The 25,028-nt window shown below is 67.5% G+C and carries 18 protein-coding genes and 2 pseudogenes; 18 read left to right on the forward strand and 2 right to left on the reverse strand.

Going from position 1 to position 25,028, the window contains the following annotated elements; translation table 11 throughout:
• Positions 1–133 precede the first annotated feature (133 nt).
• Positions 134–865: a S1 family peptidase gene (locus ACFXHE_RS28395; RefSeq protein WP_379387514.1), complete on the reverse strand. Its 732-nt coding sequence runs from the start codon at positions 863–865 to the stop codon at positions 134–136.
• A 285-nt stretch (positions 866–1,150) separates the two neighbouring features.
• Here ACFXHE_RS28395 and ACFXHE_RS28400 point away from each other — a divergent pair, with 285 nt between their 5' ends.
• Complete coding sequence (locus ACFXHE_RS28400) at positions 1,151–1,603, forward strand: DUF4189 domain-containing protein (RefSeq protein ID WP_379387515.1); 453 nt, start codon at positions 1,151–1,153, stop codon at positions 1,601–1,603.
• Between the two features lie 74 nt (positions 1,604–1,677).
• Complete coding sequence (locus tag ACFXHE_RS28405; RefSeq protein WP_379387516.1) at positions 1,678–2,433, forward strand: MerR family transcriptional regulator; 756 nt, start codon at positions 1,678–1,680, stop codon at positions 2,431–2,433.
• Between the two features lie 219 nt (positions 2,434–2,652).
• On the opposite strand, the gene ACFXHE_RS28410 is transcribed toward ACFXHE_RS28405, so the two are convergent.
• A complete protein-coding gene (locus ACFXHE_RS28410) occupies positions 2,653–3,885 on the reverse strand; it encodes a hypothetical protein (RefSeq protein WP_379387517.1) in 1,233 nt (410 codons plus the stop codon).
• Between the two features lie 313 nt (positions 3,886–4,198).
• Here ACFXHE_RS28410 and glf point away from each other — a divergent pair, with 313 nt between their 5' ends.
• The 16 genes and pseudogenes from glf to ACFXHE_RS28490 all read left to right on the forward strand — a co-directional run bounded on the left by glf (position 4,199) and on the right by ACFXHE_RS28490 (position 24,622).
• The gene (gene glf, locus ACFXHE_RS28415; RefSeq protein ID WP_379387518.1) at positions 4,199–5,395 is read left to right on the forward strand and encodes a UDP-galactopyranose mutase; all 1,197 of its coding nucleotides are present in this window, start codon (positions 4,199–4,201) and stop codon (positions 5,393–5,395) included.
• Positions 5,392–7,338: a glycosyltransferase gene (locus ACFXHE_RS28420; RefSeq protein WP_379387519.1), complete on the forward strand. Its 1,947-nt coding sequence runs from the start codon at positions 5,392–5,394 to the stop codon at positions 7,336–7,338. Before glf ends, ACFXHE_RS28420 begins: the two co-directional genes overlap by 4 nt.
• Positions 7,335–7,919, forward strand: coding sequence for a phosphatase PAP2 family protein (locus ACFXHE_RS28425; RefSeq protein WP_356996231.1), 585 nt, complete (start codon positions 7,335–7,337; stop codon positions 7,917–7,919). Before ACFXHE_RS28420 ends, ACFXHE_RS28425 begins: the two co-directional genes overlap by 4 nt.
• A 26-nt stretch (positions 7,920–7,945) precedes the next feature.
• Positions 7,946–8,893, forward strand: a complete 948-nt coding sequence (locus tag ACFXHE_RS28430; RefSeq protein WP_379387520.1) for a decaprenyl-phosphate phosphoribosyltransferase — start codon at positions 7,946–7,948, stop codon at positions 8,891–8,893.
• Positions 8,871–10,880: a flagellar motor control protein ZomB gene (zomB, locus tag ACFXHE_RS28435; RefSeq protein WP_379387521.1), complete on the forward strand. Its 2,010-nt coding sequence runs from the start codon at positions 8,871–8,873 to the stop codon at positions 10,878–10,880. Before ACFXHE_RS28430 ends, zomB begins: the two co-directional genes overlap by 23 nt.
• A 272-nt stretch (positions 10,881–11,152) precedes the next feature.
• Complete coding sequence (locus ACFXHE_RS28440; protein ID WP_379387522.1) at positions 11,153–12,196, forward strand: alpha/beta hydrolase; 1,044 nt, start codon at positions 11,153–11,155, stop codon at positions 12,194–12,196.
• Between the two features lie 334 nt (positions 12,197–12,530).
• Entirely contained in the window at positions 12,531–13,619 is a 1,089-nt protein-coding gene (locus ACFXHE_RS28445) for an alpha/beta hydrolase (protein ID WP_379387523.1), read from the forward strand.
• A gap of 79 nt (positions 13,620–13,698) precedes the next feature.
• Positions 13,699–14,073, forward strand: a pseudogene (locus ACFXHE_RS28450) (alpha/beta hydrolase fold domain-containing protein); the annotation flags it as partial.
• 149 nt (positions 14,074–14,222) lie between these two features.
• Positions 14,223–15,269, forward strand: coding sequence for an alpha/beta hydrolase (locus tag ACFXHE_RS28455; protein ID WP_379387524.1), 1,047 nt, complete (start codon positions 14,223–14,225; stop codon positions 15,267–15,269).
• A gap of 203 nt (positions 15,270–15,472) precedes the next feature.
• A complete protein-coding gene (locus ACFXHE_RS28460) occupies positions 15,473–16,477 on the forward strand; it encodes an alpha/beta hydrolase (RefSeq protein ID WP_379387525.1) in 1,005 nt (334 codons plus the stop codon).
• A 354-nt stretch (positions 16,478–16,831) separates the two neighbouring features.
• Positions 16,832–17,875 carry an alpha/beta hydrolase family protein gene (locus ACFXHE_RS28465; RefSeq protein ID WP_354851060.1) on the forward strand — a complete coding sequence of 348 codons (1,044 nt, stop codon included), beginning with the start codon at positions 16,832–16,834 and terminating at the stop codon, positions 17,873–17,875.
• Positions 17,876–18,179: 304 nt separating this feature from the next.
• A complete protein-coding gene (locus tag ACFXHE_RS28470) occupies positions 18,180–19,385 on the forward strand; it encodes an alpha/beta hydrolase-fold protein (RefSeq protein ID WP_379387526.1) in 1,206 nt (401 codons plus the stop codon).
• A 154-nt stretch (positions 19,386–19,539) separates the two neighbouring features.
• The gene (locus tag ACFXHE_RS28475) at positions 19,540–20,517 is read left to right on the forward strand and encodes an alpha/beta hydrolase (protein WP_379387527.1); all 978 of its coding nucleotides are present in this window, start codon (positions 19,540–19,542) and stop codon (positions 20,515–20,517) included.
• A 278-nt stretch (positions 20,518–20,795) separates the two neighbouring features.
• Positions 20,796–22,583: pseudogene (locus ACFXHE_RS28480) on the forward strand (alpha/beta hydrolase-fold protein); the annotation flags it as partial.
• Positions 22,584–23,105: 522 nt separating this feature from the next.
• Complete coding sequence (locus ACFXHE_RS28485) at positions 23,106–23,642, forward strand: DUF732 domain-containing protein (RefSeq protein WP_364608698.1); 537 nt, start codon at positions 23,106–23,108, stop codon at positions 23,640–23,642.
• On the forward strand, positions 23,639–24,622 hold the full coding sequence (locus ACFXHE_RS28490) for a cutinase family protein (RefSeq protein WP_379387528.1): 984 nt from the start codon (positions 23,639–23,641) through the stop codon (positions 24,620–24,622). Before ACFXHE_RS28485 ends, ACFXHE_RS28490 begins: the two co-directional genes overlap by 4 nt.
• The last annotated feature ends 406 nt before the right edge of the window (positions 24,623–25,028 follow it).

The raw sequence follows: 25,028 nt of genomic DNA on the forward strand, positions 1-25,028 counted from the left end.
CCCCTCTCTTTATATTAATACACCCCCCTCAATAATAAAACCCCCCACCCACACACACAACCCCCCCCCGGGGGGGGGGGGGGGGGCGCCCCCCCCCCCCCCCCCCCCCCGCGGCGTAGAACTGTCTCGGAGATCAGGCGACGTGGAAGCCCGCGCCCGCGCCGCCCTGGCTGTCGATATCGGCCAGCACGCTGCTGATATTGGTGGCCAGCTCCGGCTCGTGGATCAGGTTGCCGCCGCCGGTGCACAGCGGCAGCTCGACGCTGACCGGCCCGGCGTTGAAGTCGGTGCCCGCCACCACCATGCCGATCAGCTGGTCGCCGCGCAGCACCGGCGCGCCGGAGTCACCGTGGTTGGCGCACACCTGGCTGCGGAAGTAGGTGGACCTGGTCTCCCAGACCGGGCCGCAGGTGAAGCCCGTGGTGCGGCCGTTCTTGCAGACGTTCTCACCGATCTGCGGCGGTGCGCCGACCGAGTTGATGACCGACTGCGCGACCTGGCGGGTCGGGTTCACCCGGTCCGGGTTGAACACGATGATGCCCCAGTCCATCTCCTCGCCCTTCGCGGCGATGACGCCGATGCCCCCGGAGCGGGTGTACTCGGCCGCGACGCGCGCGCCGATCTCGCCGCAGTGGCCGGCGGTCAGGCCCACGAGCTGGTTCTTGTTGTCGTAGCCGATGGCGGTGATGGTGCAGTCGTTGACCGAGCTGGAGTCGGTGAGGTCCTCGACATAGACGCCGGAACCACCGCCGAGCACCACCGGTGCGGCCGCGTCCGCGGGCCCGGCGAACAGGAGCGTGGAGCTCACGGCGGTGGCGGCCACGGCCGCCCAGGACAGAACTCGGGCGCGGCCCGCAGACAACATTGGGTGTTCCTCATCCCCCGAATATCGAAATTCGTGCGCGCGCGGAAATCGGGAGTCCGGTAGCGCGCGCGTGGAGCCTCTCACGCCCGCCTACCCGGCGCAAGTCACGTCCGGACCGACCGATTCGATGGCCTATTCGGAACGCTTTGCGCGGCAGCCGGTTCCGGCGCGAAACCGACTTGGCCGTGTCGGTGGCCCGTGATAGAACTCCGGCAGTGGTGATCGCACCACGGGAGTGCAACCGGAGCGGCCATTTTCGCCGCTGCCGAATGGGGAGAATTTCCAATGGCTTTTTCGGGCAAACTCGCCCTGACCATGTTCGTTTCCGCTGCCGCGGTGCTGGTTTCGACGGTGGGGGCCGGCACCGCGAGCGCCGAGCGCGGACCGGACGGCTCGCTGTACGGCTCGCTCGCGATGAGCACCGACGGCGGCACCTTCTACGGCGCGGCCTGGAACTACCCGAGCTGGGGCCGCTCCGACGCCGACGCGCTGGGCCAGTGCGGGCACCGCGGCTGCAAGATCATGGTGCAGTTCCGGGACGGCTGCGGCGCCATCGCCGAGAGCGACGACCACACCTACTACTACGGCGGTTCGGGCAGCAACCGCGCCGACGCCGAGCAGGACGCCATGACCCGGCTGACCAACTGGATGCCGTCGCCGCCGGCCATGTTCGGCAGCTCGGCCCCGGCGAAGCAGGGCGTGCACATCCGCTACTCCCAGTGCACCGACGGCGCCTAGGCTTGACCTTGACGCAACGTCAACTTGCATCCTGAATTCGTCGAGGAGAACGAGGGGAAACGAAAGGCCCGAACGTGGCAGCCGAATGGTCCATCCAGGAATTGGCCAAAGTGGCCCGAACCACCAGCCGCACCCTGCGGCATTACGGTGACCTCGGGCTGCTGCCGCCCAGCCGGATCGGATCCAACGGCTATCGCTATTACGACCAGGAATCCCTCGTGCGGTTGCAGCGCATCCTTTTGCTCCGGGAACTCGGCCTGGGCCTGCCGGCCATCGCCGAAGTCCTCGCCGGGCAAAAGGACACCGCTGCCGCCCTGCGCACCCATTTGGAATTGCTGAAACACGAGCAGGACCGGATCGCGCGCCAGATCACCTCGGTGCAAACAACATTGCGCAAAACGGAAGCAGGTGAGCAACTGATGGCGAACGAGGTATTCGACGGATTCGACCACGCCCAGTACCGGGACGAAGTCATCGAACGCTGGGGCAAGGATGCCTGGGACAGCGGCAACCGCTGGTGGAACTCCATGAGCGAGGCCGAGAAGAAGGCCCACCTCCAGACCCACGTGGATATCGCCGCCGACTACGGCCGCGCCCACGCGGACGGAGTCCCGGTCGACAGCGACGAGGTACAGGCGATCGTGCAGCGCCACTACGACTGGCTCGGTACGACCCCGACGGGCGGACCCGTCAACGCCCAGTACTTCAACGGTCTCGGTGACATGTACGTGGCCGACCCGCGATTCGCGAAGAACTACGACAAGCACGGCGAGGGAACCGCCGAGTACGTCCGCGACGCGATGCGCGTGTACGCCGACACTCGGCTGTAGCTGGAAAACCCGCCGCCGCAGCTCCGCGAATCGCGGTGCAGCATCGCGCCGGTCGTGCCCGCGCGCCTCTCCGACGTCATGCGCGTGTCTACGCCCCACGCCGAATGCGGGCGGTCAGCCGACGCGCCGGCATGTGCCGGCGTACAACCCGGCGACCGACTCGGAAAGCGAACAGCCGCACGGTCTTTCGGCCGGAGGGCTGTTCGCGCTGTCGGTGGATCAGGCCGCGCACATGGACTGCATGACACCGCGCAGGATCGGCGCACCGTAGGTGGCGGGCGCGAAGGCGATGGTCTGGGCGATGCCCAGCGGGGTCGTGATGGTCGAGGCCACGCCGGTGAATCCGGCGATCGTATTGCCGACGGTGAGCAGCAGGCTGGTGGTGTCGAGCGCGAAGGTGATGAGCGCGAAGACGTTCTCCACCTTCACATCCGCCAGGGGCACGGTGTTGAGGGCGCGGCCCTCGTAGATGTCGAAGCCCAGGTTGGCCAGAAAGGTGAGCGGGCCGTAGTCCAGCGCGTCCACGATCGGCCCGAGCTGCTCGGTACGGCGCAGCATCATCACGTCGGCGGCCCGGTTGCTCTGCAGGAAGCCTTGCAGCGCATCGGCATTGGCGTTCACGGCGGCCGGGTCGACGGGCAGCCCGGCGGCGGTGGTGAGGAAGTTGCGGGTGCGCTCGACCAGTTCGGAGGTCTTCAGCTCGGCCAGCGGGGTGCAGCTGCCGTCGGCCTTGACCAGCTGGTTGGCCAGGTCGATGAGCGGCTGCGGCACGTCCACGTGCTCATCGGGCAGATCGAGTTGCAGCTTCTGGTAGACGCCGTTGGCTCCGCAGCCCACCGACAGCTGCGACTGCACCGCGCGTGCCAGCGACTTCACGCCGTTGAACATGGCGCCCACGATGGGCTTGAGCACGAAGCCCACGGTCGGCACCAGGCTGGCGGCGAACTGCGCCGGAATCTTCACGATCCGGGTGGCCAGGATGAACACCTCGACCACGTCGCGCACCTTCAGCTGTGAGACCGCGATGGTCTGGTGCAGCTGCCCGGTCCGGATGGCGTCGAGGTTGTTGACGATGTAGGTGACGATCGGGTCGTCGAGGAACTGGGTGCGATCGTTCACCTCGTCGGGGCTCAGCGGCAGGAAGCCGTGGCGGTGCACGTGGATCGTGGCGACGTTCTGCCGGAAGTCGTCGACGGACCGGTCGTAGGCGGTCTGCTGCTCGGCCGGGACCACCGTGCGGATGGCGGTGGCCGCCGCGGTGATGACGTCGTCGAAGGTGGCCGCGCCGGGCTTGCCGCAGACGTCGCCGGCGTCGGCGATCTCGGCGGCGGCGAGGGTGGTGTCGCCCTCGTCGGCGCGCGCGGGGGCGGCGGCGGGGATCAGGGCGGCGGTGCCCAGCAGAGCGGTGATGGTCAGCGCGCCCGCGAGCGGGGCGAGGCATGCGAGGCGCATGTACGTGGTCTTCCGGGTCGAGCGAACGGCACGCGCGCGAAGCACACGGCAGGAAACTGGTCGGACGTTCAATTTCGAGTCGATATGTAATACAGCTCCCGTGACGCCGCTGTCTGCGCTTTCGTGAACGCTGCGCGAAAACCTTGCGACCAATCCGCACCGCCGGGATGACCTGCGCCACTCCCCGGCCCACCCACGCCGGGTCGGCCCGCCGGTCCCGCAACACCGTGGCATCCGCGCCGCACCCACCCCGTCGGCCCAGCGCGACGTAGCCTCAGCGCGCCCCTGGGTACTGCCGGTAGTCTGGGCACCCGTGACCGTCGCATCCCCGTTCGATCTCATCGTCGTCGGCTCCGGCTTCTTCGGGCTGACCATCGCAGAACGCACCGCCAACCTGCTCGGCAAGCGAGTTCTGGTGGTGGAACGCCGCTATCACCTGGGTGGCAATGCGTACTCAGAGGCGGACCCGGAAACCGGCATCGAAATCCACAAGTACGGCGCCCACCTGTTCCACACCTCGAACAAGCGCGTGTGGGATTACGTCAACCAGTTCACCGAGTTCACCGGCTATCAGCACCGCGTCTTCGCCATGCACAAGGGCCAGGCGTTCCAGTTCCCGATGGGACTGGGCCTGCTGTCGCAGTTCTTCGGCCGCTACTTCACCCCGGACGAGGCACGCGCGCTGATCTCGGAGCAGTCCGCCGAGATCGAGACCCAGGACGCCACCAATGTCGAGGAGAAGGCCGTCTCGCTGATCGGCCGCCCGCTCTACGAGGCGTTCATCCGCGACTACACCGCCAAGCAGTGGCAGACCGACCCGAAGGAGCTGCCCGCCGGGATCATCACCCGCCTGCCGGTCCGCTACACCTTCGACAACCGCTACTTCAACGACACCTACGAGGGCCTGCCGAAGAACGGCTACACCGCGTGGCTGTCGAAGATGGCCGAGAACGACCTCATCGAGGTCCGCGTGGACACCGACTGGTTCGAGGTGCGTGACGAGATCCGCGCCCAGAACCCGGACGCCCCGGTCGTCTACACCGGCCCGCTGGACCGCTACTTCGACTACGCCGAGGGCGAGCTCGGCTGGCGCACCATCGATTTCGAGACCGAAGTGCTGGAAACCGGTGATTTCCAGGGCACCTCGGTCATGAACTACAACGATGCGGACGTCCCGTTCACCCGCATCATCGAGCCGCGCCACTTCCACCCCGAGCGCGACTACCCGACCGACAAGACGGTCATCATGCGCGAGTTCTCGCGCTTCGCCCAGACCGGCGACGAACCGTACTACCCGATCAACACCCCCGACGACCGCGACAAGCTGCTGGCCTACCGGGAGCGCGCCAAGACCGAGACCGCCGAGGCCAAGGTGCTGTTCGGTGGCCGCCTGGGCACCTACCAGTATCTGGACATGCACATGGCCATCGGCGCCGCGCTCAGCATGTTCGACAATGTGCTGCGCCCGCACCTGGAATCCGGTGCGCCGCTGGTGGACGTCGCCGAATGACCGCCCAACTCACGCGGGAAGACATGATCACCGAGACTCGCGCCGTATCCCTGCTCCAGCGCATCATCCTGCCCCGGCCGGGTGAACCGCTGGACGTACGCAAGCTGTACCTCGAGGAATCCGAGACCAATTCCCGTCGCGCGCATGCCATTACCCGCACCGCGCTGGCCATCGGCGCGGAGTCGGAGGTCTCCTTCTGCACCTACTTCAATGCGGTTCCGGCCAGCTACTGGCGGCGCTGGAGCGTGCTGAAGTCGGTGGTGCTGAAGCTGGAGCTGTCCGGCCACGGTCGCGTGGACGTGTACCGCTCCAAGGCCGACGGTTCGCGAATCCACGTGCAGGGCAACGAGTTCAGCACGCCCGGTGAGGGCGCGGCGGCCGCCGCCTTCGTGGAGTTCGAGGTGGATCTGGGCCCGTTCGAGGACGGCGGCTGGATCTGGTTCGACATCACCACCGACAGCCATGTCGAAATGCGCAGCGGCGGTTGGTACGCGCCGATCGAGGCGCCGGGTGAGGGCAGCATCGCCGTCGGCATGCCGACCTTCAACCGCCCCACCGACGCGGTGAAAACCCTGACCGCCCTCGGCTCCGACCCGCTGGTGCTGGAGAAGATCAAGGCCGTCATCATTCCCGACCAGGGCACCCGCAAGGTGGTCGACGAGCCCGGCTTCACCGAGGCCGCGGCCCGCCTGGCCGGCCGGCTGGCCATCCACGACCAGCCCAACCTGGGCGGTTCCGGCGGATACAGCCGGGTCATGTACGAGGCGCTCAAGACCACCGACGCCGAGTACATCGTCTACATGGACGACGACATCGAGATCGAGCCGGACTGCATTCTGCGCGCGCTGGCCTTCTCGCGATTCGCCAAGTCGCCCATCCTGACCGGTGGCCAGATGCTCAACCTGCAGGAGCGTTCGCACCTGCACGTCATGGGCGAGGTGGTGGACCGCTCCATCTTCATGTGGACCGCGGCCCCGAACGTGGAGTACGACCACGACTTCGCCAAGAACCCGCTGCGCGACCGCGACAACTCCAAGCTGCTGCACCGGCGCATCGACGTCGACTTCAACGGCTGGTGGACCTGCGTCATCCCGCGGCAGGTGGCCGAGGAGATCGGGCAGCCGCTGCCGCTGTTCCTCAAGTGGGACGACGCCGAATACGGTTTGCGCGCACGCGAACACGGCTACCCGACCGTCACCCTGCCGGGTGCGGCGGTGTGGCACATGGCCTGGTCCGACAAGGACGACGCCATCGACTGGCAGGCCTACTTCCACCTGCGCAACCGCCTGGTGGTGGCGTCGCTGCACCTGCCCAACGACGGCCGGCCGATGGTGGTCAACACCATCAAGGCCACGCTGAAACACCTGCTGTGCCTGGAGTATTCGACCGTCGCCATCCAGAACGAGGCGATCCGCGACTACCTGGCCGGACCGGACAAGCTGTTCGAGCTGCTGCCGACCGCGCTGGGCAAGGTGCACGCCATGCGCAAGGAGTACCCGGACGCGGTGATCGTGCCGTCCTCCACCGAACTGCCGCTGGCCTCGCACGCCGAGGTGGGCGCGGTCGGCGAGCCGGGCAATCCGATCGCCAAGGTGGCCCGGCTCGGCAAGGGCGTGCTGCACAACTTCCGCAAGGCCAACCCGAAGCACCACGAGACCCCGCAGCTGAATGTGCCCACGCTTGACGCGCGCTGGTTCCTGCTCTCGCAGGTGGACGGTGTCACCGTTACCACCGCCGACGGCCGCGGCGTCGTCTACCGTAAGCGGGATCCGCGAAAGGCCATGGAGCTGTTCAAGGAAGCGATGCGCCTGCGCAAGGAGCTGGCCGAGCGCTTCCCGGAGGTGCGCGAGCAGTATCGTCGCGCGCACGCGCAGCTCACGAGCAAGGCCGCGTGGGAGAACGTCTTCGGTATCGATACTGAATCAGGAAACGAACCCAAATGACCGCTGCTCATACTGCTTCCGGCCCGGACCGCGGCCTGCACGTGGTCCCGGACGCGCCGGCGGCCCCGGTCGCGTCCCCGGCCGAGGTCAAGATCATCAACCTGGTGCAGGGCACCATCGGGCAGAATCCGGCGGTCGTCAAGGCCGCGCGCGGTATGTCGCATTTCGGTGAGCACTCGCTGGGCTGGCTGGGCATCGCCGCGGCCGGAGCGCTGCTGGACAAGCCGCGCCGCCGCCAGTGGGCGGGCGTGGCCGTCGGCGCGTTCGGCGCGCACGCGGCCTCGGTGGTCATCAAGCGCATCGTCCGCCGCCCCCGCCCGCACGATCCGTCCGTGCAGGTCAACGTGTCGACGCCGTCGAAGCTCAGCTTCCCGTCCTCGCACGCCACCTCCACCACGGCGGCGGCTGTGTTGCTGGGCAGGCTCACCGGGCTACCCTTGCCTGCGGTGCTCGTCCCGCCGATGCTGCTCTCCCGGGTCGTCCTCGGCGTGCATTACCCCTCCGACGTGCTCGCGGGTTCCGCGCTGGGCGCAGCATCAGCCGCAGCCGTGCTCGCCGCCGAAAAGAGACTCGCCAAGTGACAGCCCAGGAAAGAGCCACCGTTGACATGAGCGAAGAGCCGACCACCACCGACCTGGCAGAGGCGGTCATCAAGGGACCGCCGAAGACGTTGGGCGGCGGCTTGATCAAGGCCATGCGCCCCCGGCAGTGGATCAAGAACGTGCTGGTGCTCGCCGCGCCGCTGGCCGCCGGGAAGACCGCCGGCGGCACGCTCGTGATCACCGACCTGTCGGTGCTCGGGCACGTCGCCATCGCCTTCGTGGTGTTCTGCATGGCCGCCTCGGGCATCTACCTGGTCAATGACGCGCTCGACGTGGAGGCCGACCGGGCGCACCCGACCAAGCGTTTCCGGCCCATCGCGGCCGGCGTGGTGCCGGTGAACCTGGCCTACGGGCTGTCGGCGGTGCTGCTGCTCGGCTCGATCCTGTTGTCCTTCACCGCGAACTGGCATCTGGCCGTGGTGATGGCGGTGTACATCGGCATCCAGCTGGCCTACTGTTTCGGTCTCAAGCACCAGGCGGTGCTGGACATCTGCATCGTGTCCTCGGGCTTCCTGCTGCGCGCGGTCGCCGGTGGCGTCTCCTCGGATATCCGTCTGTCCCAGTGGTTCCTGCTGATCATGGCGTTCGGCTCGCTGTTCATGGCGGCCGGAAAGCGCTACGCCGAGCTGAAGATCGCGCTCGACACCGGCGCCAAGATCCGGAAGTCGCTGGAGTACTACACGCCGACCTACCTGCGTTTCGTCTGGACCCTGTCGGCCACCGCGGTCGTCGTGTTCTACGGTCTGTGGGCGTTCGAGCAGGATCGCGCCAAGGACACCATCTGGTTCGCCATCTCCATGATTCCGTTCGTCATCGCCATCATGCGGTACGCGGTGGACGTCGACGGCGGCGAAGCGGGTGAGCCGGAAGAGATCGCCCTGGGGGACCGTGTCCTCCAGTTCCTCGCAGTCGCCTTGATCGGAGCCCTGGGTGTCGCTGTCTATCTCACCTGACGTGGTAGAGGGAGAAGAGCGAGAGACGGGCGCGCCGACGGCACAATTGCCGGTCGGTCGCGCCCGTCGGCGTGCGGACGTCTCCGCACGCTTCTCGCGACTATCCCGCGCCACGTTCATCGGTGGGATCGTGCTGACCGCGACACTGTTCGCGGCCGGCGCGTGGCAGCGGCGCTGGATCGCCGACGACGGCCTGATCGTCCTGCGCACGGTGCGAAACCTGATGGCGGGCAACGGTCCGGTCTTCAACGCGGGCGAACGCGTCGAGACCAATACCAGCGCCGCCTGGACCTACGTCGTCTGGTTCTTCAGCTGGCTGACGGACATGCGGCTGGAGTATGTGGTGCTCGGCATCACGCTCACGCTCTCGGTGCTGGCCATGGTGTTCGCCATGCTGGGCGCGGCCCGGCTGTGGGGCGGCACCCGGTCCGCGCTGCTGGTGCCAGCGGGCGCGCTGGTCTACATCGCGCTGCCCCCGGCCCGCGACTACGCCACCTCCGGACTGGAGAACTGCCTGGTCATCTTCTGGCTGGCGGTGCTGTGGTGGGGGCTGATTCGCTGGAGTCAGGCCGAACAGGTGCGTCCCGCAGGCTTTTTCGGCCTGGTGTTCTTCGCCGGGCTGGCGCCGCTGGTGCGGCCGGAGATGACGGTGGTCGGCGCCCCGGCGCTGCTGATCCTGTTCTGCGCGCCGGTGCCGCAAACCCGGCTGCGGCCCTGGGTTTTCCGCTGCCTGGTGGTGGCGGTGGCCGGTCTGGTGCCGCTCGGATACCAGATCTGGCGGATGGGCTACTACGGCCTGCCCTATCCGAATACCGCCGTGGCCAAGGACGCCGGTGGCGCGAAGTGGCACCAGGGCGTCATCTACATGTGGGACCTGGTGGGCCCGTACTGGTTGTGGCTGCCGCTGCTGGTGCTGGCGATCGCCGCGATCGTGCTGGTTCGGCAGCGCCGGGCCGAGCATCCGGCCGCCGCAGACGCGACCGCCGGCGCCGGAGACAAGAACTGGCGCACGCGGATTCACCATTTCAGCGTGTGGCTGCGCACTCCCGCCGCGATCGTGACACTCATGGTCGGCAGCGGTGTACTGCTCACCGTCTACGAGGTTCGCGTCGGCGGCGACTTCATGCACGGCCGCATGCTGCTGCCGCAGCTGTTCCTGCTGCTCCTGCCGGTGTCGGTGCTGCCGCTGCGGCCCGCGCGTGGCTTCGGCCGGGGTGAGTCCGGAATGCGCGGCCTGGACTGGGCTTTCGTACTGGTGGCGGCCGCCTTCGTGGGCACGGCGGGCTGGGCGCTGTTCGCGGCGAACACCACCGCCATCACCACGGGGACCAAGATCCGCGCCAACGGCATTGTGGACGAGCGCATCTACTACGTGCTCAATACCGGGCACGACCACCCGATCCGCGCCGAGGACTACCTGGACTATCCGCGCATGCGCGCCATGGTCCGGGACATCGCGAACTCGCCGGACGGTGCGCTGCTGCTCAACTCGCCGTCGTTCATGAACTGGTATCTGGTGCCCGCGCCGGTGCCGGAGGGCAATGGCGAGCACGTGGTCTTCTTCCTGAACCTGGGCATGACCAGCATGAACGTCCCGCTGGACGTGCGTGTCATCGACCAGATGGGTCTGGCGTATCCGCTTGCCTCGCATACCGATCGGCTCACCGACGGCCGCATCGGGCACGACAAGAACCTCTACCCCGACTGGGTGGTCGTGGACACCGGCATGGTGGACCGGCACCCGTGGATGCCGTGGTTCCTGGACGAGAAGTGGAGCGACCAGGCCCGAACGGCGCTGTCCTGCCCGGATACTCAGGCGATGCTGGCCTCCTGGCGGGGGCCGCTGACCTTCGACCGCTGGCGGCACAACCTGATGCAGGCGTTCGACTTCGCCAAGTACCGCATCGACCGGGTGCCGAAGTACGAGATCCAGCGCTGCCATCTGGAGGATCCGACCCAGCCGGCGCCGCCCGCGCCGCCGAGGTGATCCGCGCGCCGCACGTGTGAAAAGACCCCGCATCCTGTCCGGATGCGGGGTCTTCGCTTGTCTGTGAGGGGGTTTGACCGAAACGTCACGTTCAGGGGTGCCAGTTGTGGTTAGCTATCTCGATTTGGTAACACCCCGGCGTGGGTTTCGCGATAAGCTCCGCGAGTACTCCCGACGCCGACCAGAAACCCGCTGTGCGGCAACGGTTGTCGCAATACGAAACCCGGGCGGGTGGACAGTGAGGCCCGGGGCGCACGGACGGAAGGCCGAATATGCGGGAAGCGACAGTTCAGGGTGGGGCGCGGAGCTGGTTGCGGAAGTCGGTGCTGGCCTTGGCATTGGCGACCATGGTGCCGATGGGGGTGTCGGTCCTGGGCGCGCCCGCCGCGCAGGCCGCGTTCAGTCCGGACGGAATGGACTTCTACGTCGACTCCAGCATGGGCCCGATCAAGTCACGTGTCTTCCGTGCGGCAGACGGCAATACCAACCGGGTGGTCTACGCGCTGGACGGTGAACGCGCGCGCGAGGACGACAACGGCTGGGAGATCAATACCGATGTCGCCCATGCGCTGACGGCCGCCAATATCAATGTCGTCATGCCGGTCGGCGGCCAATCCAGCTGGTACGCCGACTGGAACTCGCCGAGCACCTTCCTCGGCGTGCCGGCCGGCACCGCCTCCGTGCAGTCCGGATCCGGTGCCACCCAGGTACTTTCCGGCGGTCCCGGCAAGTCCTACACCTACAGGTGGGAATCCTTCCTCACCACCGATCTGCCCAACGCGCTGCGGGATCGCCTGGGCTTCAGCACGACTCGCAACGGCATCTTCGGCCTGTCCATGAGTGGCGGTTCCGCGCTGATGATGGCGGCCTTCCACCCGAACCAATTCGCTTACGCCGGTTCGCTGTCCGGCGCGCTGGACCTGTCGCTGCCCGAAATGCGCACCGCCGTCCGGCTGGCCATGGTGGACGCCGGCGGCTACAACATCGACGCGCTGGCCGGGCCGAAGGACCTCAAGTGGCAGCACCTGGATCCGTTCCAGTTCGCGCCCAAGCTGAAGGCCAACGGCACCAAGATGTTCATCTCGGCGGGCAGCGGCCTGCCCGCGTCCACCGACGCCATCAATGCCTCGACCATCGAGGCCATGGGGATCGAGGCGGTGGCCCTGGTCGGCACCAAGGCCTTCCAGGCCCGCTGGGCGGCACTGGGTGGCGGCAATGTCGTGTACGACTTCCCGGCCGTCGGCGTGCACAACTGGCGGAACTGGGAAGCCGAGCTGAATCGGATGCTCCCGGACCTGTCCGCGAACATCGGCTGAGCCGGGCCCCGGCGGTGAATTCTCCGAGAGTTTCGAGAGTCGCAGCGCGCCTTCGGTATTCGCCTTGCGTTATCGGGGATGCTGAAGTCGCGCAGTGTGGTTCGCGCAGTATGGAGTGATAGTTGATGTGCATGAGTCTGTGGGGGCGGAATTCGACTCTCGAGTCGCAAGCTGGCGCTGATGTGCGCCACATTCCTCGCCGACAGTGGCGCTCGTCACTTTTGTCACGATCCGATAACGTCTCGTTGGCCCCGGCGCGATAGGGTCGCCGAGACCTCAAACGTGGTTACGAGCACACGGTGAGACCGAACGACCGGAAAGGCCGGACAAATAAATGCGAGGCGATAGACGTCACAGATCCCGCGGTTGGCTCAAGAATTCCGTGGTCGGATTGGCGCTGGCGATTGCACTGCCGTTCGGGGTGTCGGCGGTCGGCGTCGGTACAGCGAACGCGGCACTGGACCCCGACGGGTTCGACTTCTACGTCGACTCGGCGTCCATGGGCCCGGTCAAGTCGCGCGTCTTCCGCGCGGCCGACGGCAATACCTCCCGCGTCGTCTATGCCCTCGACGGCATGCGCGCCCAGCAGGATCTGAGCGGCTGGGAAATCAACACCGACATCGCGCACGCGCTGACCGCGGCGAACATCAATGTGGTGATGCCGATCGGCGGCCAGTCCAGCTTCTACGCCGACTGGAACGCGCCCAGCAGCGTGCTCGGCGTGGGTGACGGCGCCGGCTCGTCCTCCGGCTCCTCCAAGCTGGGCTCCGGCTCGGCCTCGGGCTCGTCCTCCGGCTCGGGCGCCTTCCAGATCCTGGGCGGTGGCCCCGGCAAGAGCTACCGCTACACCTGGGAGACCTTCCTGTCCCAGGACCTGCCCAGCGCGCTGCAGAGCCGGCTCGGCTTCAGCCGCACCCGCAACGGCGTCTTCGGTCTCTCCATGGGTGGTTCCGGCGCGCTGACCCTGGCCGCGTACCACCCGGATCAGTTCAGCTTCGCGGGCTCGTACTCCGGCTACCTGAACATCTCCGCGCCCGGCATGCGTGAGGCCATCCGCCTGGCCATGATCGACGCCGGCGGCTACAACGTCGACTCCATGGCTCCGCCGTGGGGCCCGCAGTGGCTGCACATGGACCCGTTCGTCTTCGCGCCGCGCCTGAAGAACAACAACACTCGCCTGTGGATCTCGGCCGCGAGCGCGATTCCCGGCGCGGGTGATGTCTCGGGCGTGATGTCGGTGATCCAGGGCATGCCGCTCGAGGCTCTCGCGCTGGCGAACACCCGTGCCTTCCAGGCTCGGATGGCGTCCCTGGGCGCCGGCAACGTCACCTACGACTTCCCGGCGACCGGTGTCCACAACTGGAACAACTGGAACGCCGAGGTCTACCGGATGCTGCCGGATCTCTCGGCCAATATCGGCTGACAGCGCCGGCTCGCCACGCTGCAGAAAGCCCCCGCCTTCTCGGGCGGGGGCTTTTCGCATGTCTTGACACCCTCTTGTCGACCACCGGCACGACACCGAGTCGGCCCGGGCGATCACCGACCGCCGGTTCCTCAACAACACCGATATGACCCAGACCTACGCGCATTACCTGCCGCAGCCGGTCGCCGACGCGGTCCCGGTCTACGCCAGCCCGGCGCAAGCGACCGATCTGTCCGGTCTTCCGTCCACCTTCGTCCTGGTCTGCGACCTGGATCCGCTCCGCGACGAGGCCCTGGAATATGCCCGCCGGCTCATGGATTCCGGCACTTCGGTTACGGTGTGCAATGTGCCGGGCGCCTGGCACATGTTCGAACTTTCGGCGCCCGATTCCGCGCTCGCCAGGGATACGCAGCGGAAATGGCTGGGAGACCTGCGCGTGGCGCTGGATCGCTGAGGGCGCGGTACCGAATCGTTGAGGATCGATTCGCGACTCGCCGCAGCGACCGCACGGGACACGCCCAGGTGGGCATCCGATACTCAGGTTGTACCGAAGATCTGTTCTGCGTGATCAATGTTCTGCTCAAACCGAGAAGGGCTGGGTCGATGCGGGTTCGAGGCTTCACACGGAAGGTATTGGGCGTCGCCGCTGCCGCCCTGCTGGTTCCCCTGATGGCGGTGATCGAATCGCCACCGGCCACCGCGGCGTTCGACCCGGCCATCTTCGATTTCTGGGCCGATTCCCCGGTCATGGGCCCGATCAAGACCCGCGTCCTGCGCGCTCGCGACGGCAATACCCAGCGCGTCGCCTACGTCCTGGACGGGATGCGTGCCCAGCAGGATCTGAGCGGCTGGGAGATCAACACCAATGTCGCCGAGGTGATGGCGGACCAGAACATCAATGTGGTGATGCCGATCGGCGGCGAGTCCAGCTTCTACGCCGACTGGGATGCGCCGAGCTCGTTCTTCGGCGCCACGCCGGGCACCGGATCCGCGACCTACGGCACCGGGTCGGGCGTCACCGAGTCCATGGGCGGCGGCCCGGGCAAGAGCTACCGTTACGCCTGGGAGGACTTCCTCACCAACCACCTGCGCTGGGAGCTGCAGAACCGCCTGGGCTTCAACCCGTATCGCAACGGCGTGTTCGGGTTGTCCATGGGCGGCAGCGCCGCACTCACCCTGGCCGCGTACCACCCCGACTTCTTCAGCTACGCCGGTTCGTACTCCGGCTACCTGAACATCTCGGCACCCGGTATGCGCGAGGCGATCCGGTCCGCCATGCTCGACGCGGGCGGCTACAACGTGGACTCCATGGCTCCGCCGTGGGGGCCGCAGTGGCTGCGCATGGACCCGTTCGTCTTCGCGCCCACCCTGATCGCCAACAACACCCGGCTGTGGATCTCCGCCGGCAGTGGCGCGCCCAGGCCCGACGATCTGAACATCCCGCTCGGTGTGGCGGCCGACCGGCTGATCCGCGGCGCGCCGCTGGAAACGTTGGCGCTGGCCAATACTCGCGCCTTCCAGGTCCGCATGTTCTCCCTGGGCGCGCAGAACATTGTCTGGGACTTTCCGGCCGCCGGGCTGCACGCCTGGACGAACTGGCAGGACGACGCCTATCGAATGATCCCGGATATGTCCGCGCACATCGGATAGACCCGACTCCCGGATGCGGCCGCCGTCCTCGCGGACGGCGGCCGTCGTGTGTTTCGCACCGGGGCGGTGATCCATCACGGTTTGGTCGCGGCCGGTGTTTCGACGCCTGCCGACTCCGAATATGCGCCTAAGAAGATCCTGCGACAACAGTTTCTGCATTTCGGATGTGGTCATCGGAGACCACGCTCGTGAAAGGCGAGTCGATGCGGTCTGTTCGGGTACGCGAGTGGGTGCAGCGGTCAATGGCCGGTTCGGTCCGGGCGGTTTTGGTGGTTTTGGCTGTGGCGGTGACGGTTCCGCTGGCTGGGACAATCGGGGGGATGGCGCCTGCGCATGCGTCATTCGATCCGGGCGGTTACGACTTCTGGGTCGATTCCGACATGGGCCCGATCAAGTCGCGCATCTTCCGCGCCCATGACGGCAATACCCGCCGCGTGGTGTACGCGCTGGACGGATTGCGCGCCCGCAACGACCTTTCCGGCTGGGAGATCAACACCGATATCGAGCGGGCGCTCACCGCGTCGAACATCAATGTGGTGATGCCCGTGGGCGGCCAGTCCAGCTTCTATTCGGATTGGGTGGCCCCGTCCGATACCAATGGCCAGACCGTGCCGTATGCCTGGGAGACCTTCCTGACCCGGGACCTGCGCCGAGCGCTCGCCGCCCGGCTGGGCTTCAATCCGCGCGGGAACGGGGTGTTCGGGCTGTCCATGGGCGGCAGTGCGGCTCTGGTGCTGGCGGCCTATCATCCGGATCAGTTCCGTTATGCCGGATCGTATTCCGGCTATCTGAACATTTCGGGCCCGGGTATGCGGGAAGCCCTGCGGGCGGCGCTGCTGGACGCGGGCGGCTTCAACATCGACGACATGTGGGGGCCGCCCTGGAGCGAATTGTGGCTGCGCAACGATCCTTTCGTAATCGCGCCGATGTTGCGGGACAACGGCACCAGGATGTGGATCTCCAGCGGCAGCGGTGTTCCGGGTCCGCGGGATGTCGTGGAAACCCCGCTGGACGCGTACAACGTGACGGTTGGGATGGGTCTGGAATCCATAGCGCTTACGAATACTCGCGCGTTCCAGGCGCGCATGGACTCCCTGGGCCCCAGCAATGCGGTGTTCGACTACACCGCCGAGGGTGTGCACGCCTGGCCCTACTGGTCGGATCAGGTCTACAAGATGCTGCCCGACCTGAGCGCCAACCTCGGCTGAGCGAAACCGCCAAGGTTGCTTGCGGCGTAAGGGATTTGCACGTTGCCGCGACATCACGAGGGATTCGCGATATGGTCACCGCACCATTACGGTCGTATGCGATAGTGACTGAGTTGATTCACTGAACCAGCCACTCATTAGCGTGGCCTTGCCAACCGCTCGGAGCGTCGAATACCCTCCAGCGAGCAAGTGTGACCAACCCGTGGTAGCGCTTCACTCACAGGGAAGTGTCGGGATTCGCTGTGAGCGGTGATTGCGCATGTCCGCGCATGGCTATGTCATGCCGGGGGTACGCGATTGACAACTTAAGACACCGCAGCAGCGCAGTGCTGCGGTAGAGAAGGAGCAATATCCATGCGTTTCGGCAGGTCTGCCGTGCCGGGAGGAGTTTCGTCGCGACGCCGTGCGCAGAGTGCTTGGCGCACACGGCTTGTCGCGGCCACCGTCACCGCGGCGGCGCTCGCGGTCCCGACCGCTTCGCTGGCCGTCCCGTCCATCGCCTCGGCCGCCCCGGCGTTCGGCCCGATGCACCGCGGTATTCCGGGCAGCTTCGAAGAGCTGATGGTGCCGTCCAGCATGGGCCCGATCAAGGTCCAGGTGCAGTGGGCCAAGAACGGTGGCAGCTCCGCGGTCTACATGCTCGACGGCATGCGCGCCCGCGATGATCGCAATGCGTGGGCCAATGCCGATGAGGGCGACGCCCCCGGCATCTTCGCGAACGACGACGTGAACGTCATCATGCCGGTCGGCGGTCAGTCCAGCTTCTACGCCGACTGGGTGTCGCCGTCCAACACCAACGGTCAGAAGTACACCTACAAGTGGGAGACCTTCCTGACCAGGGAACTCCCCGATTTCCTTTCCGGCTACGGTGTCTCGCGCAACAACACCGCCATCGCGGGGCTGTCCATGGGTGGTTCGGCCGCCCTCATGATGGCCGCCTACCACCGCGACATGTTCAAGCAGGCCACCTCGATGTCGGGCTACCTGAACCTGTCCGCGCCGGGCATGCGTGAGGCCATCCGCCTGGCCATGCTGGACGCCGGCCGCTTCAATGTCGACTCGATGGCCGCGCCGTGGAGCCCGGCCTGGCTGCGCATGGACCCGTTCGTGTTCGCGCCGCAGCTCAAGGGTCTGCCGATGTACATCTCGTCCGGTAACGGCATCCCCGGCCCGTACGACGGCGTCGGTTCCGCCGCAGACGTTTTCAACACCGGTAACGCCATCGCGCTGGAGGCGCTGGCGAGCGTGAACACCCGTGCCTTCCAGGCGCGGCTGGGGCAGATCAACATTCCGGCCCAGTTCGACTTCACCGCGACCGGTACCCACAAGTGGCGCTACTGGCACGACGAGCTGGTGAAGGCCCGCCCGCAGATGCTGAGCGCGCTGGGTCTCGCCTAGTAGGAACGACCGCTGCTCGCCCCGGGCGACAGCGTGAACGAATGAACCGGCCATCCGACAGGGTGGCCGGTTCTTTTATGCCTCCCCATCATTCGCCGCGACGCGGTAGAAACCTACTGTGACAGCTGTGGCAATTGGTAGATGGGGGAGAGGCGGCCGCAGAGGGCTGGTCGCGCTCGCGGTAGCCACGACAGCCTTGCTGACGGGTGGGGTTGCCGGCGGGGGCGCAACGGCATTCGCGGAACCGGGGGGTGCTCCACCAGCGGGTGAACCCGCGAAACCCACCAAACCCGATATTCGAAATGTGGTGTGGCTGAGCGACAGACGCGTCGCTCTCTGGGTGGATTCCCCCGCCATGGGCACCCAGATCCAGGTGCAACTGCTGCTGGCCAGAGACTGGAAAGCCAAGCCGGACAGCAAATTTCCCGTGCTCTACCTGCTCGACGGTCTGCGCGCGGGCGACGAGCAGAGCGGGTGGACCAAAGACGCTGGGGCGGAAGGCTTCTACGCCGACAAGAACATCACCGTGGTGCTGCCCGTCGGCGGCGCGGCCAGCTTCTATTCCGATTGGAAGCAGCCCGACAACGGCAAGACCTACAAGTGGGAAACCTTCCTCACCAGGGAATTGCCGCCGCTGCTGGACCGCGACTGGCGCACCACGAATGTGCGCGGCCTGACCGGGCTCTCCATGGGCGGCACCGCGGCCATGACGCTGGCATCCCGTAACCCCGGATTCGTGCGCTACGCCGCCTCCTTCTCCGGCTTCCTCACGCTGACGAGTCTCGGTATGCCGCAGGCGATCGCGTACGCCATGCGGGACGCGGGCGGCTACAACGCCGACGCCATGTACGGCCCGCCCACCGACGCGGAATGGGAGTCGCACGATCCCTACGCGCTCGCGGAAAAACTGAAGGGCCTCAGCCTCTATGTATCCAGCGGCAGCGGCCTGGCGGGCATCCACGACATTCCGGCCGGGGTTCCGGGCGTGAGCACCAACTGGGTCGGCATGGCGCTGGAAGTGTTGTCGCGCTTCTCTTCTCAGCAGTTCGTGGCCAAGCTGGACAAGCTCAGCATTCCGGTGCAGGTGAACTACCGGCCCTCCGGCACGCATTCCTGGCCGTACTGGGATTTCGAGATGCGGCAGTCCTGGCCGCAGGCGGCGGCCGCGCTGGGCGTGGAGGCGACCAAGCCGGACTGCGCCGCCGCGGGCGCGATTCAGCCTGTGGCGCTGGCGAAGTCGTGGCTGGGTGACTGCCTGACCGCGGAGTATCCGGTGGCCGGTGGTGCGGCGCAGGACTTCCGGGGCGGGCGGGTGGTGTGGTCGGCGGCCACCGGCGCGCATCCGGTGGGCGGCATGATCGGCGGCGCGTACGCGGGCGCGGCGGGACCCGCTGGCGCACTCGGCTTTCCCACCTCCGATGAAACGCCCATTCCGGGCGGAGCGCAGCAGGCTTTCCAGCACGGCACCATCGTTTTCCACGACGGCAGGGCCGAGATACACGCCAGCTGAACCGGATACCCGCCGATTATCTCCGGGTCGACGGTAGAGTGCACCGTTGTCCGTGACTCCCGTCACGTCGGTGTGGTTCCCCCTGCGGTTCAGGAGATCGATCTCTATGGCAGTACAGGGCGCTTCGTCATGCCCGCAGCACGGTTCGATTCGGATGTCCGGACGCGCCCGCGTCAGACGCGGCTGGCGGCGCGCCCTCGCGGTCGTCGCGGCCGTGCTGGCGCTCCCGGCGCTGGCGGCGCCCGCCCTCGCCATGCCCGCGCATCCTCAGCACCGCGCCCGCGAGGGCGGCTTCGAGGAGCTGATGGTGCCCTCCAGCATGGGCCCGATCAAGGTGCAGGTGCAGTGGGCCGCGCACGGCGGTGACGCGGCGCTGTACCTGCTCGACGGCCTGCGGGCCCGCGACGACTTCAACGCCTGGAGCTTCGAGACCAATGCCCTGCAGCAATTCGCCAATGACAATGTCACCCTGGTGATGCCGGTCGGCGGGCAGTCCAGCTTCTATGCCGACTGGCGATCGCCCTCGAACACCAACGGGCAGAAGTTCACCTACCGGTGGGAGACCTTCCTGACCGACGAGCTGCCCGCCTTCCTCGAGGGCTACGGCGTCTCCCGGACCAACAATGCGGTGGCCGGACTGTCCATGGGCGGGTCGGCGGCACTGGCGCTGGCCGCTTATCACCGCGACCAGTTCAAGCACGCCTCCTCGTTCTCGGGCTACCTGAACATCTCCGCGCCCGGCATGCGCGAGGCCATCCGCATCGCGATGCTCGACGCCGGCCGTTTCAATGTGGATTCGATGGCCTGGCCGTGGAGCCCGCAGTGGCTGCGCATGGACCCGTTCGTCTTCGCACCGCAGCTCCGCAACCTGCCCATGTTCATCTCCGCGTCCTGGGGCGTGCTCGGCCCGCACGACCACCCGGACTCGCCCGTCGGCATCTTCAACACCACGAATGCCGTTGCGCTGGAGGCCCTGTCGATGGTGAACACACTCTCGTTCGTGGGCCGGATGACCCAGCTCGGCATCGGCGCCCACTACAACCTCCAGGTCGAGGGCACCCACTCATGGCCCTACTGGCAGGACCAGCTGGCCACCGCCCGCCCCGACATCCTCGCCGCACTGGGGGTTTGATTCTGGACGTATGCCAACGCGGCAGCTGATTTCGTGGCGGTCGGAGTAACTCCGGGGGTACGCCCGAAATCGGTTTGCCACCTGACCGCCGGCACCCGTGTGGGACGCCGACGGATCTCAGCTGTGCGCTGAACGCGCGGGGAGGCGGGCTGGCAACTGGACGTTTGCTGTGGAATGGGTGGTTTCCGTGTGTCCTGCCGGGACTGACGGGCTTGCGGAGGTACAACACTTGTGTGGCTAGAGTTGTCCGTGGGATCAAGAGCAGGCGCGTGCGCTGGATGGCATGTGCTGTAGCGGCGCTGTTTCCGCTGGCCGCGGGCACTTTCGCGCAGTGCGGACCGGCAAGCGCCGCACCGGATGCGCCCGCCGCTCCCGCGGCGTCCATCCAGAAGATGTCGTGGCTCAACGACCACCGGGTCGCCCTGTGGGTGAATTCGCCGGCCACCGGCGCACCCGTCGAAGTCCAGTTGCTGCTGCCGCGTGACTGGAATGCCAAGCCGGACGCCAGGTTCCCCGTCGTCTACATGCTCGACGGTCTGCGGGCCACCGACAACGAGAACGGCTGGACCAAGGACGCGGGCGCGGCCGGCTTCTACGCCGACAAGAATTCCCTGGTGGTGCTGCCGATCGGCGGCCAGTCCAGCTTCTACGCCGACTGGCTGGCCCCCGACAACGGCCACAACTACCAGTGGGAGACCTTCCTGGTGAAGGAGCTCCCGCCGTTGCTGGAGAGCCAGTTCCGCGCCACCGATGTGCGCGCGGTGGAGGGACTCTCGATGGGCGGCACCGCGGCCATGACGCTGGCCGCCCGCAATCCCGGCTGGGTGCGCTCGGCCGCCTCCTACTCCGGCTTTCTCACCCTGACCTCGCTCGGTATGCCGCAGGCGGTCGATTTCGCCATGCACGACGCGGGCGGCTTCGACTCGTCGAAGATGTTCGGCCCGCCGGGCAGCCCGGCCTGGAAGGAACACGACCCCTACGAGCTGGCCGACAAGCTCAAGGGCGTGGCCCTCTACGTCTCCAGCGGCAACGGCGTCGCGGGCACGACCGACCCGCTCTCCGACATTCCGGGCATCACCAGCAATTACGCGGGCCTGGGCCTCGAGGTGCTGTCCCGGCTGAGCACCCAGAACTTCGTGGCCAAGCTCAACAAGCTGAACATCCCCGTCTCGGTGAACTACCGCCAGTCCGGCACCCACACCTGGCCGTACTGGGATTTCGAGATGCGCCAGGCCTGGCCGCAGACGGCCACCGCGCTGGGCGTGGACGCGACCCCCGTCGACTGCAGGACCGGTGGCGCGATCGCGCCGGTGGCGCAGGGCAACTCCTGGCTCGGTGACTGCCTCACCGCGGAGTACCCGCTGCCCGGCGGCGTGGCCCAGGACTTCCGCGGCGGCAAGGTGTTCTTCTCGCCGGCCAGCGGCGCCCAGCCGGTCGCGGGTGCGATCGGCGGCAGCTACGGCGGACTGGGCACGGCGGCAAGCGCTCTGGGCTTCCCGATCGCGGGCGAGGGCGGCCTGCCCGACGGCCGCGGCCGACTGCAGCCGTTCCAGCACGGGTCGATCTATTGGACCCCGCAGACCGGTGCGCAGGCCGTGCGCGGGGCCATCCTCGACGAATGGGCCAGGCAGGGCTACGAGCGCGGCCCGGCCGGGTACCCCACCGGCCAGGAGGCCCGGACGCCCCAGAAGGACGGCGCGGTACAGGGTTTCGAGAACGGGCCCATGTACTTCAGCGCCAGGACCGGCGCGCACCTGGTGCAGGGCCTGATCCTGGGCAAGTACGCGCAGCTCGGATTCGAGAACAGCCCTTACGGATTCCCGACCTCGAGTGAGCAGCCGGTGCGCGACTTCGGCCGCTGGTCCGGCTTCGAGGGCGGCAATATCTACTGGAGCCCGCTCTCGGGCGCCTGGGGTGTGCGAAGCGGTCCGATCATGGACGCCTGGGGCGCAACCGGGTTCGAGAACGGACCGCTCGGCTACCCGATCTCCGACGACAGCCCGACCCCGGGCGGCACCCAGCAGACCTTCCAGGGCGGCACCATCACCATCCGCGACGGCCGGGCCGCCGCGGCCACCTTCGACGGCCGACCGATCGCCATCCCCGGCGCCGAGCAGCCCAAGCCGGGCCCGGCCCAGCCGGCTGCCCAGCAGCCCGCCGCCGCGCCGCAGCCCGCACTCCCGCTGCCCGCTCTGCCGCAGCTCGTGCCGCCGGCCCCCGTTCCCGAGGCTCCGGTCCCCGTGCCGGCCACCCCGGCCGCCGCCCCCGCTGCTCCGGCCGTCCCGGCCGCGCCGGCTCCGCCCGCGACCCCCGCGCCTGCTCCGGCACCCGCACCTGCCGTGGCTCCAGCCCCCACACCCGCCCCGGCTCCGGCCCCGGCGCCCGAGCCCCCACCTGCCGATCCCGCGCAGCCCGCGCCCATTCCGGCGCTGGGTCCGGAGGTCCGTCCCAACTGAGACTTTCCGGCCAAACAGCCCTAATCGGCCCTAAGAAGTGGATGTGGTTCCGTTGTGGCCCGGGACTCCGTCCCGGGTTGCGGCTAGCCTGGGGGCGACCTCTTGCCCCTGACAGATATAGGAAGCAAATTGATGCACGGTACCCGTGGAAAGGTATTCGGCGTGGTGGCCGCCATCGCCGCCGCTGGACTGCTCGCCGCCTGCGGTAGCAACGACTCGACCGCCAAGAGCACGCCCACGCTGACAACAACCAAGACCACGGCCGCCGCGCCCGCCACCCCGGGCGACGCCGCGCCGTCCACGGATCAGCAGGCTCCGCAGGCCGCGCCGGATGCCGGGACCCCCAGCTCCACGGCCGAGCGCCCGGCTCCGGTGCCGAGCCAGTTCATCACCACCCCGAACGGCTCCCCGGCGCTGTCGGACAAGGAGAAGAGCTTCCTCGACGACCTGAAGAAGGCCGGTATCACCCCGGGTTCCCCGGACATCGCCGTCACCGCGGCCAATCTGGTGTGCCAGGGTAAGTCGGAGAACGCCCCGCAGGATCAGATCATCACCTACGTGACCGCGATCGCCGGTTCCGATCCGTCCTTCGATCCGTCCAAGATGACGGTCGAGCAGGCGGGCAAGATCTACTACGACGTCGCCTCGAAGAGCTACTGCAACAAGTGACGACGCGACGCCGAATCGGACAAACCGGGTCGCGCCCGGTGGGTTGCCTGCTGCTCGCCATCGCCGCGATCGTGATCGTGGTCGTGGTGGCGCTGCTGCTGTGGTACCTGCTGGCCGGGCGGTTGCGGCTGCCCGGTCCCAAGCCGCCGGCCCCGCCCCGTCCGAGTTCGCAGCCGGCCACCTGCCCGGACGTGTTCATGCTGTCCGTGCCGGGCACCTGGGAGTCGAACAGCAACGACGACCCCTACAGCCCGGCCGCGAACCCGGCGTCGCTGATGTTGAACATCTCCAACCCGATTCGGGCCAAGTTCCCCGACGAGCGGGTCGAGGTCTACACCGTCCCGTACGTCGCGCAGTTCTCCAATCCGGTCGCCATTCCGCCGGACGGGCAATCCTCCTACAACAACAGCCGTTCCGAGGGCGCCGAGCGGGCCACCGACAAGCTCGCGCAGACCGCCGCCCAATGTCCGCTCACCACTTACGTTCTGGCGGGTTTCTCGCAGGGTGCGGTGATCGTCGGTGATATCGCCGCGCAGATCGGCGCGGGCAAGGGCCCGGTGGCCGAGGACCTGGTGCTGGGCGTGACCACCATCGCCGACGGGCGCCGCGATGTCGGCGATCCGGGCGAGGCCGTCGAGATCGGCCCGACCCCGCCCGGCGTGGGCGCGGAGGTGGCGCTCAAGGGCCTGAACGTCCCCGGTATCACCATGACCGGACCGCGCGGCGGCTACGGCAAGCTCACCGGCCGCACCTTCACCATCTGCGCCGCAGGCGATTTGATCTGTGATTCCCCTCGGCAGGCGCTGAGCCCGAACAATATCCTCGGCAGCCTGAACATCCTGGTCCGCGCCGCGGGCAATCCGGTGCACAGCCTCTACAACGGCTACCAGGTGGACGACAACGGCACCACCGCCACCGAGTGGACGGTGAACTGGGCGTCGGGTCTCATCGAAAACGCTCCGCACCCTGCGCATACGTAAGCCGTTGCGCAGCGAACCTCATGCGTTCGGGCGCACCCTGGTCGCTGGGTACTTCACCGGCGGTGTGACCCCCACCGACCGACCCCCCAGTTTCGGGGTCACCCGGTAAAGTGCTCCGGGTTGCGGCACTGCCGAGACCCGGTGCGTGCGGCAACTCACATCCAGTCCTAGTTGTGTCCTATGTGGGGCGCTCCCCACCCATTTGGAGGCATTCGCGCCGGTGAAGCACTAGTCCAGAGGTGTGAGCTGGGAGATGTTCGGCCGCTCCGAAGCATGGCCGGGCGGCTCCTCTGTAACATGTCCCTGGTTTGAGAACATCTAGCCATTAGACGGTCACCGCGCAGACCGCAACACAATTCTGCAGGTTGGCTCTCGCATGGAGCTCCCGCGGGCGAAGAGAGTCGGG

This window comes from Nocardia sp. NPDC059229 (assembly GCF_042754165.1).
Lineage (GTDB): Bacteria > Actinomycetota > Actinomycetes > Mycobacteriales > Mycobacteriaceae > Nocardia.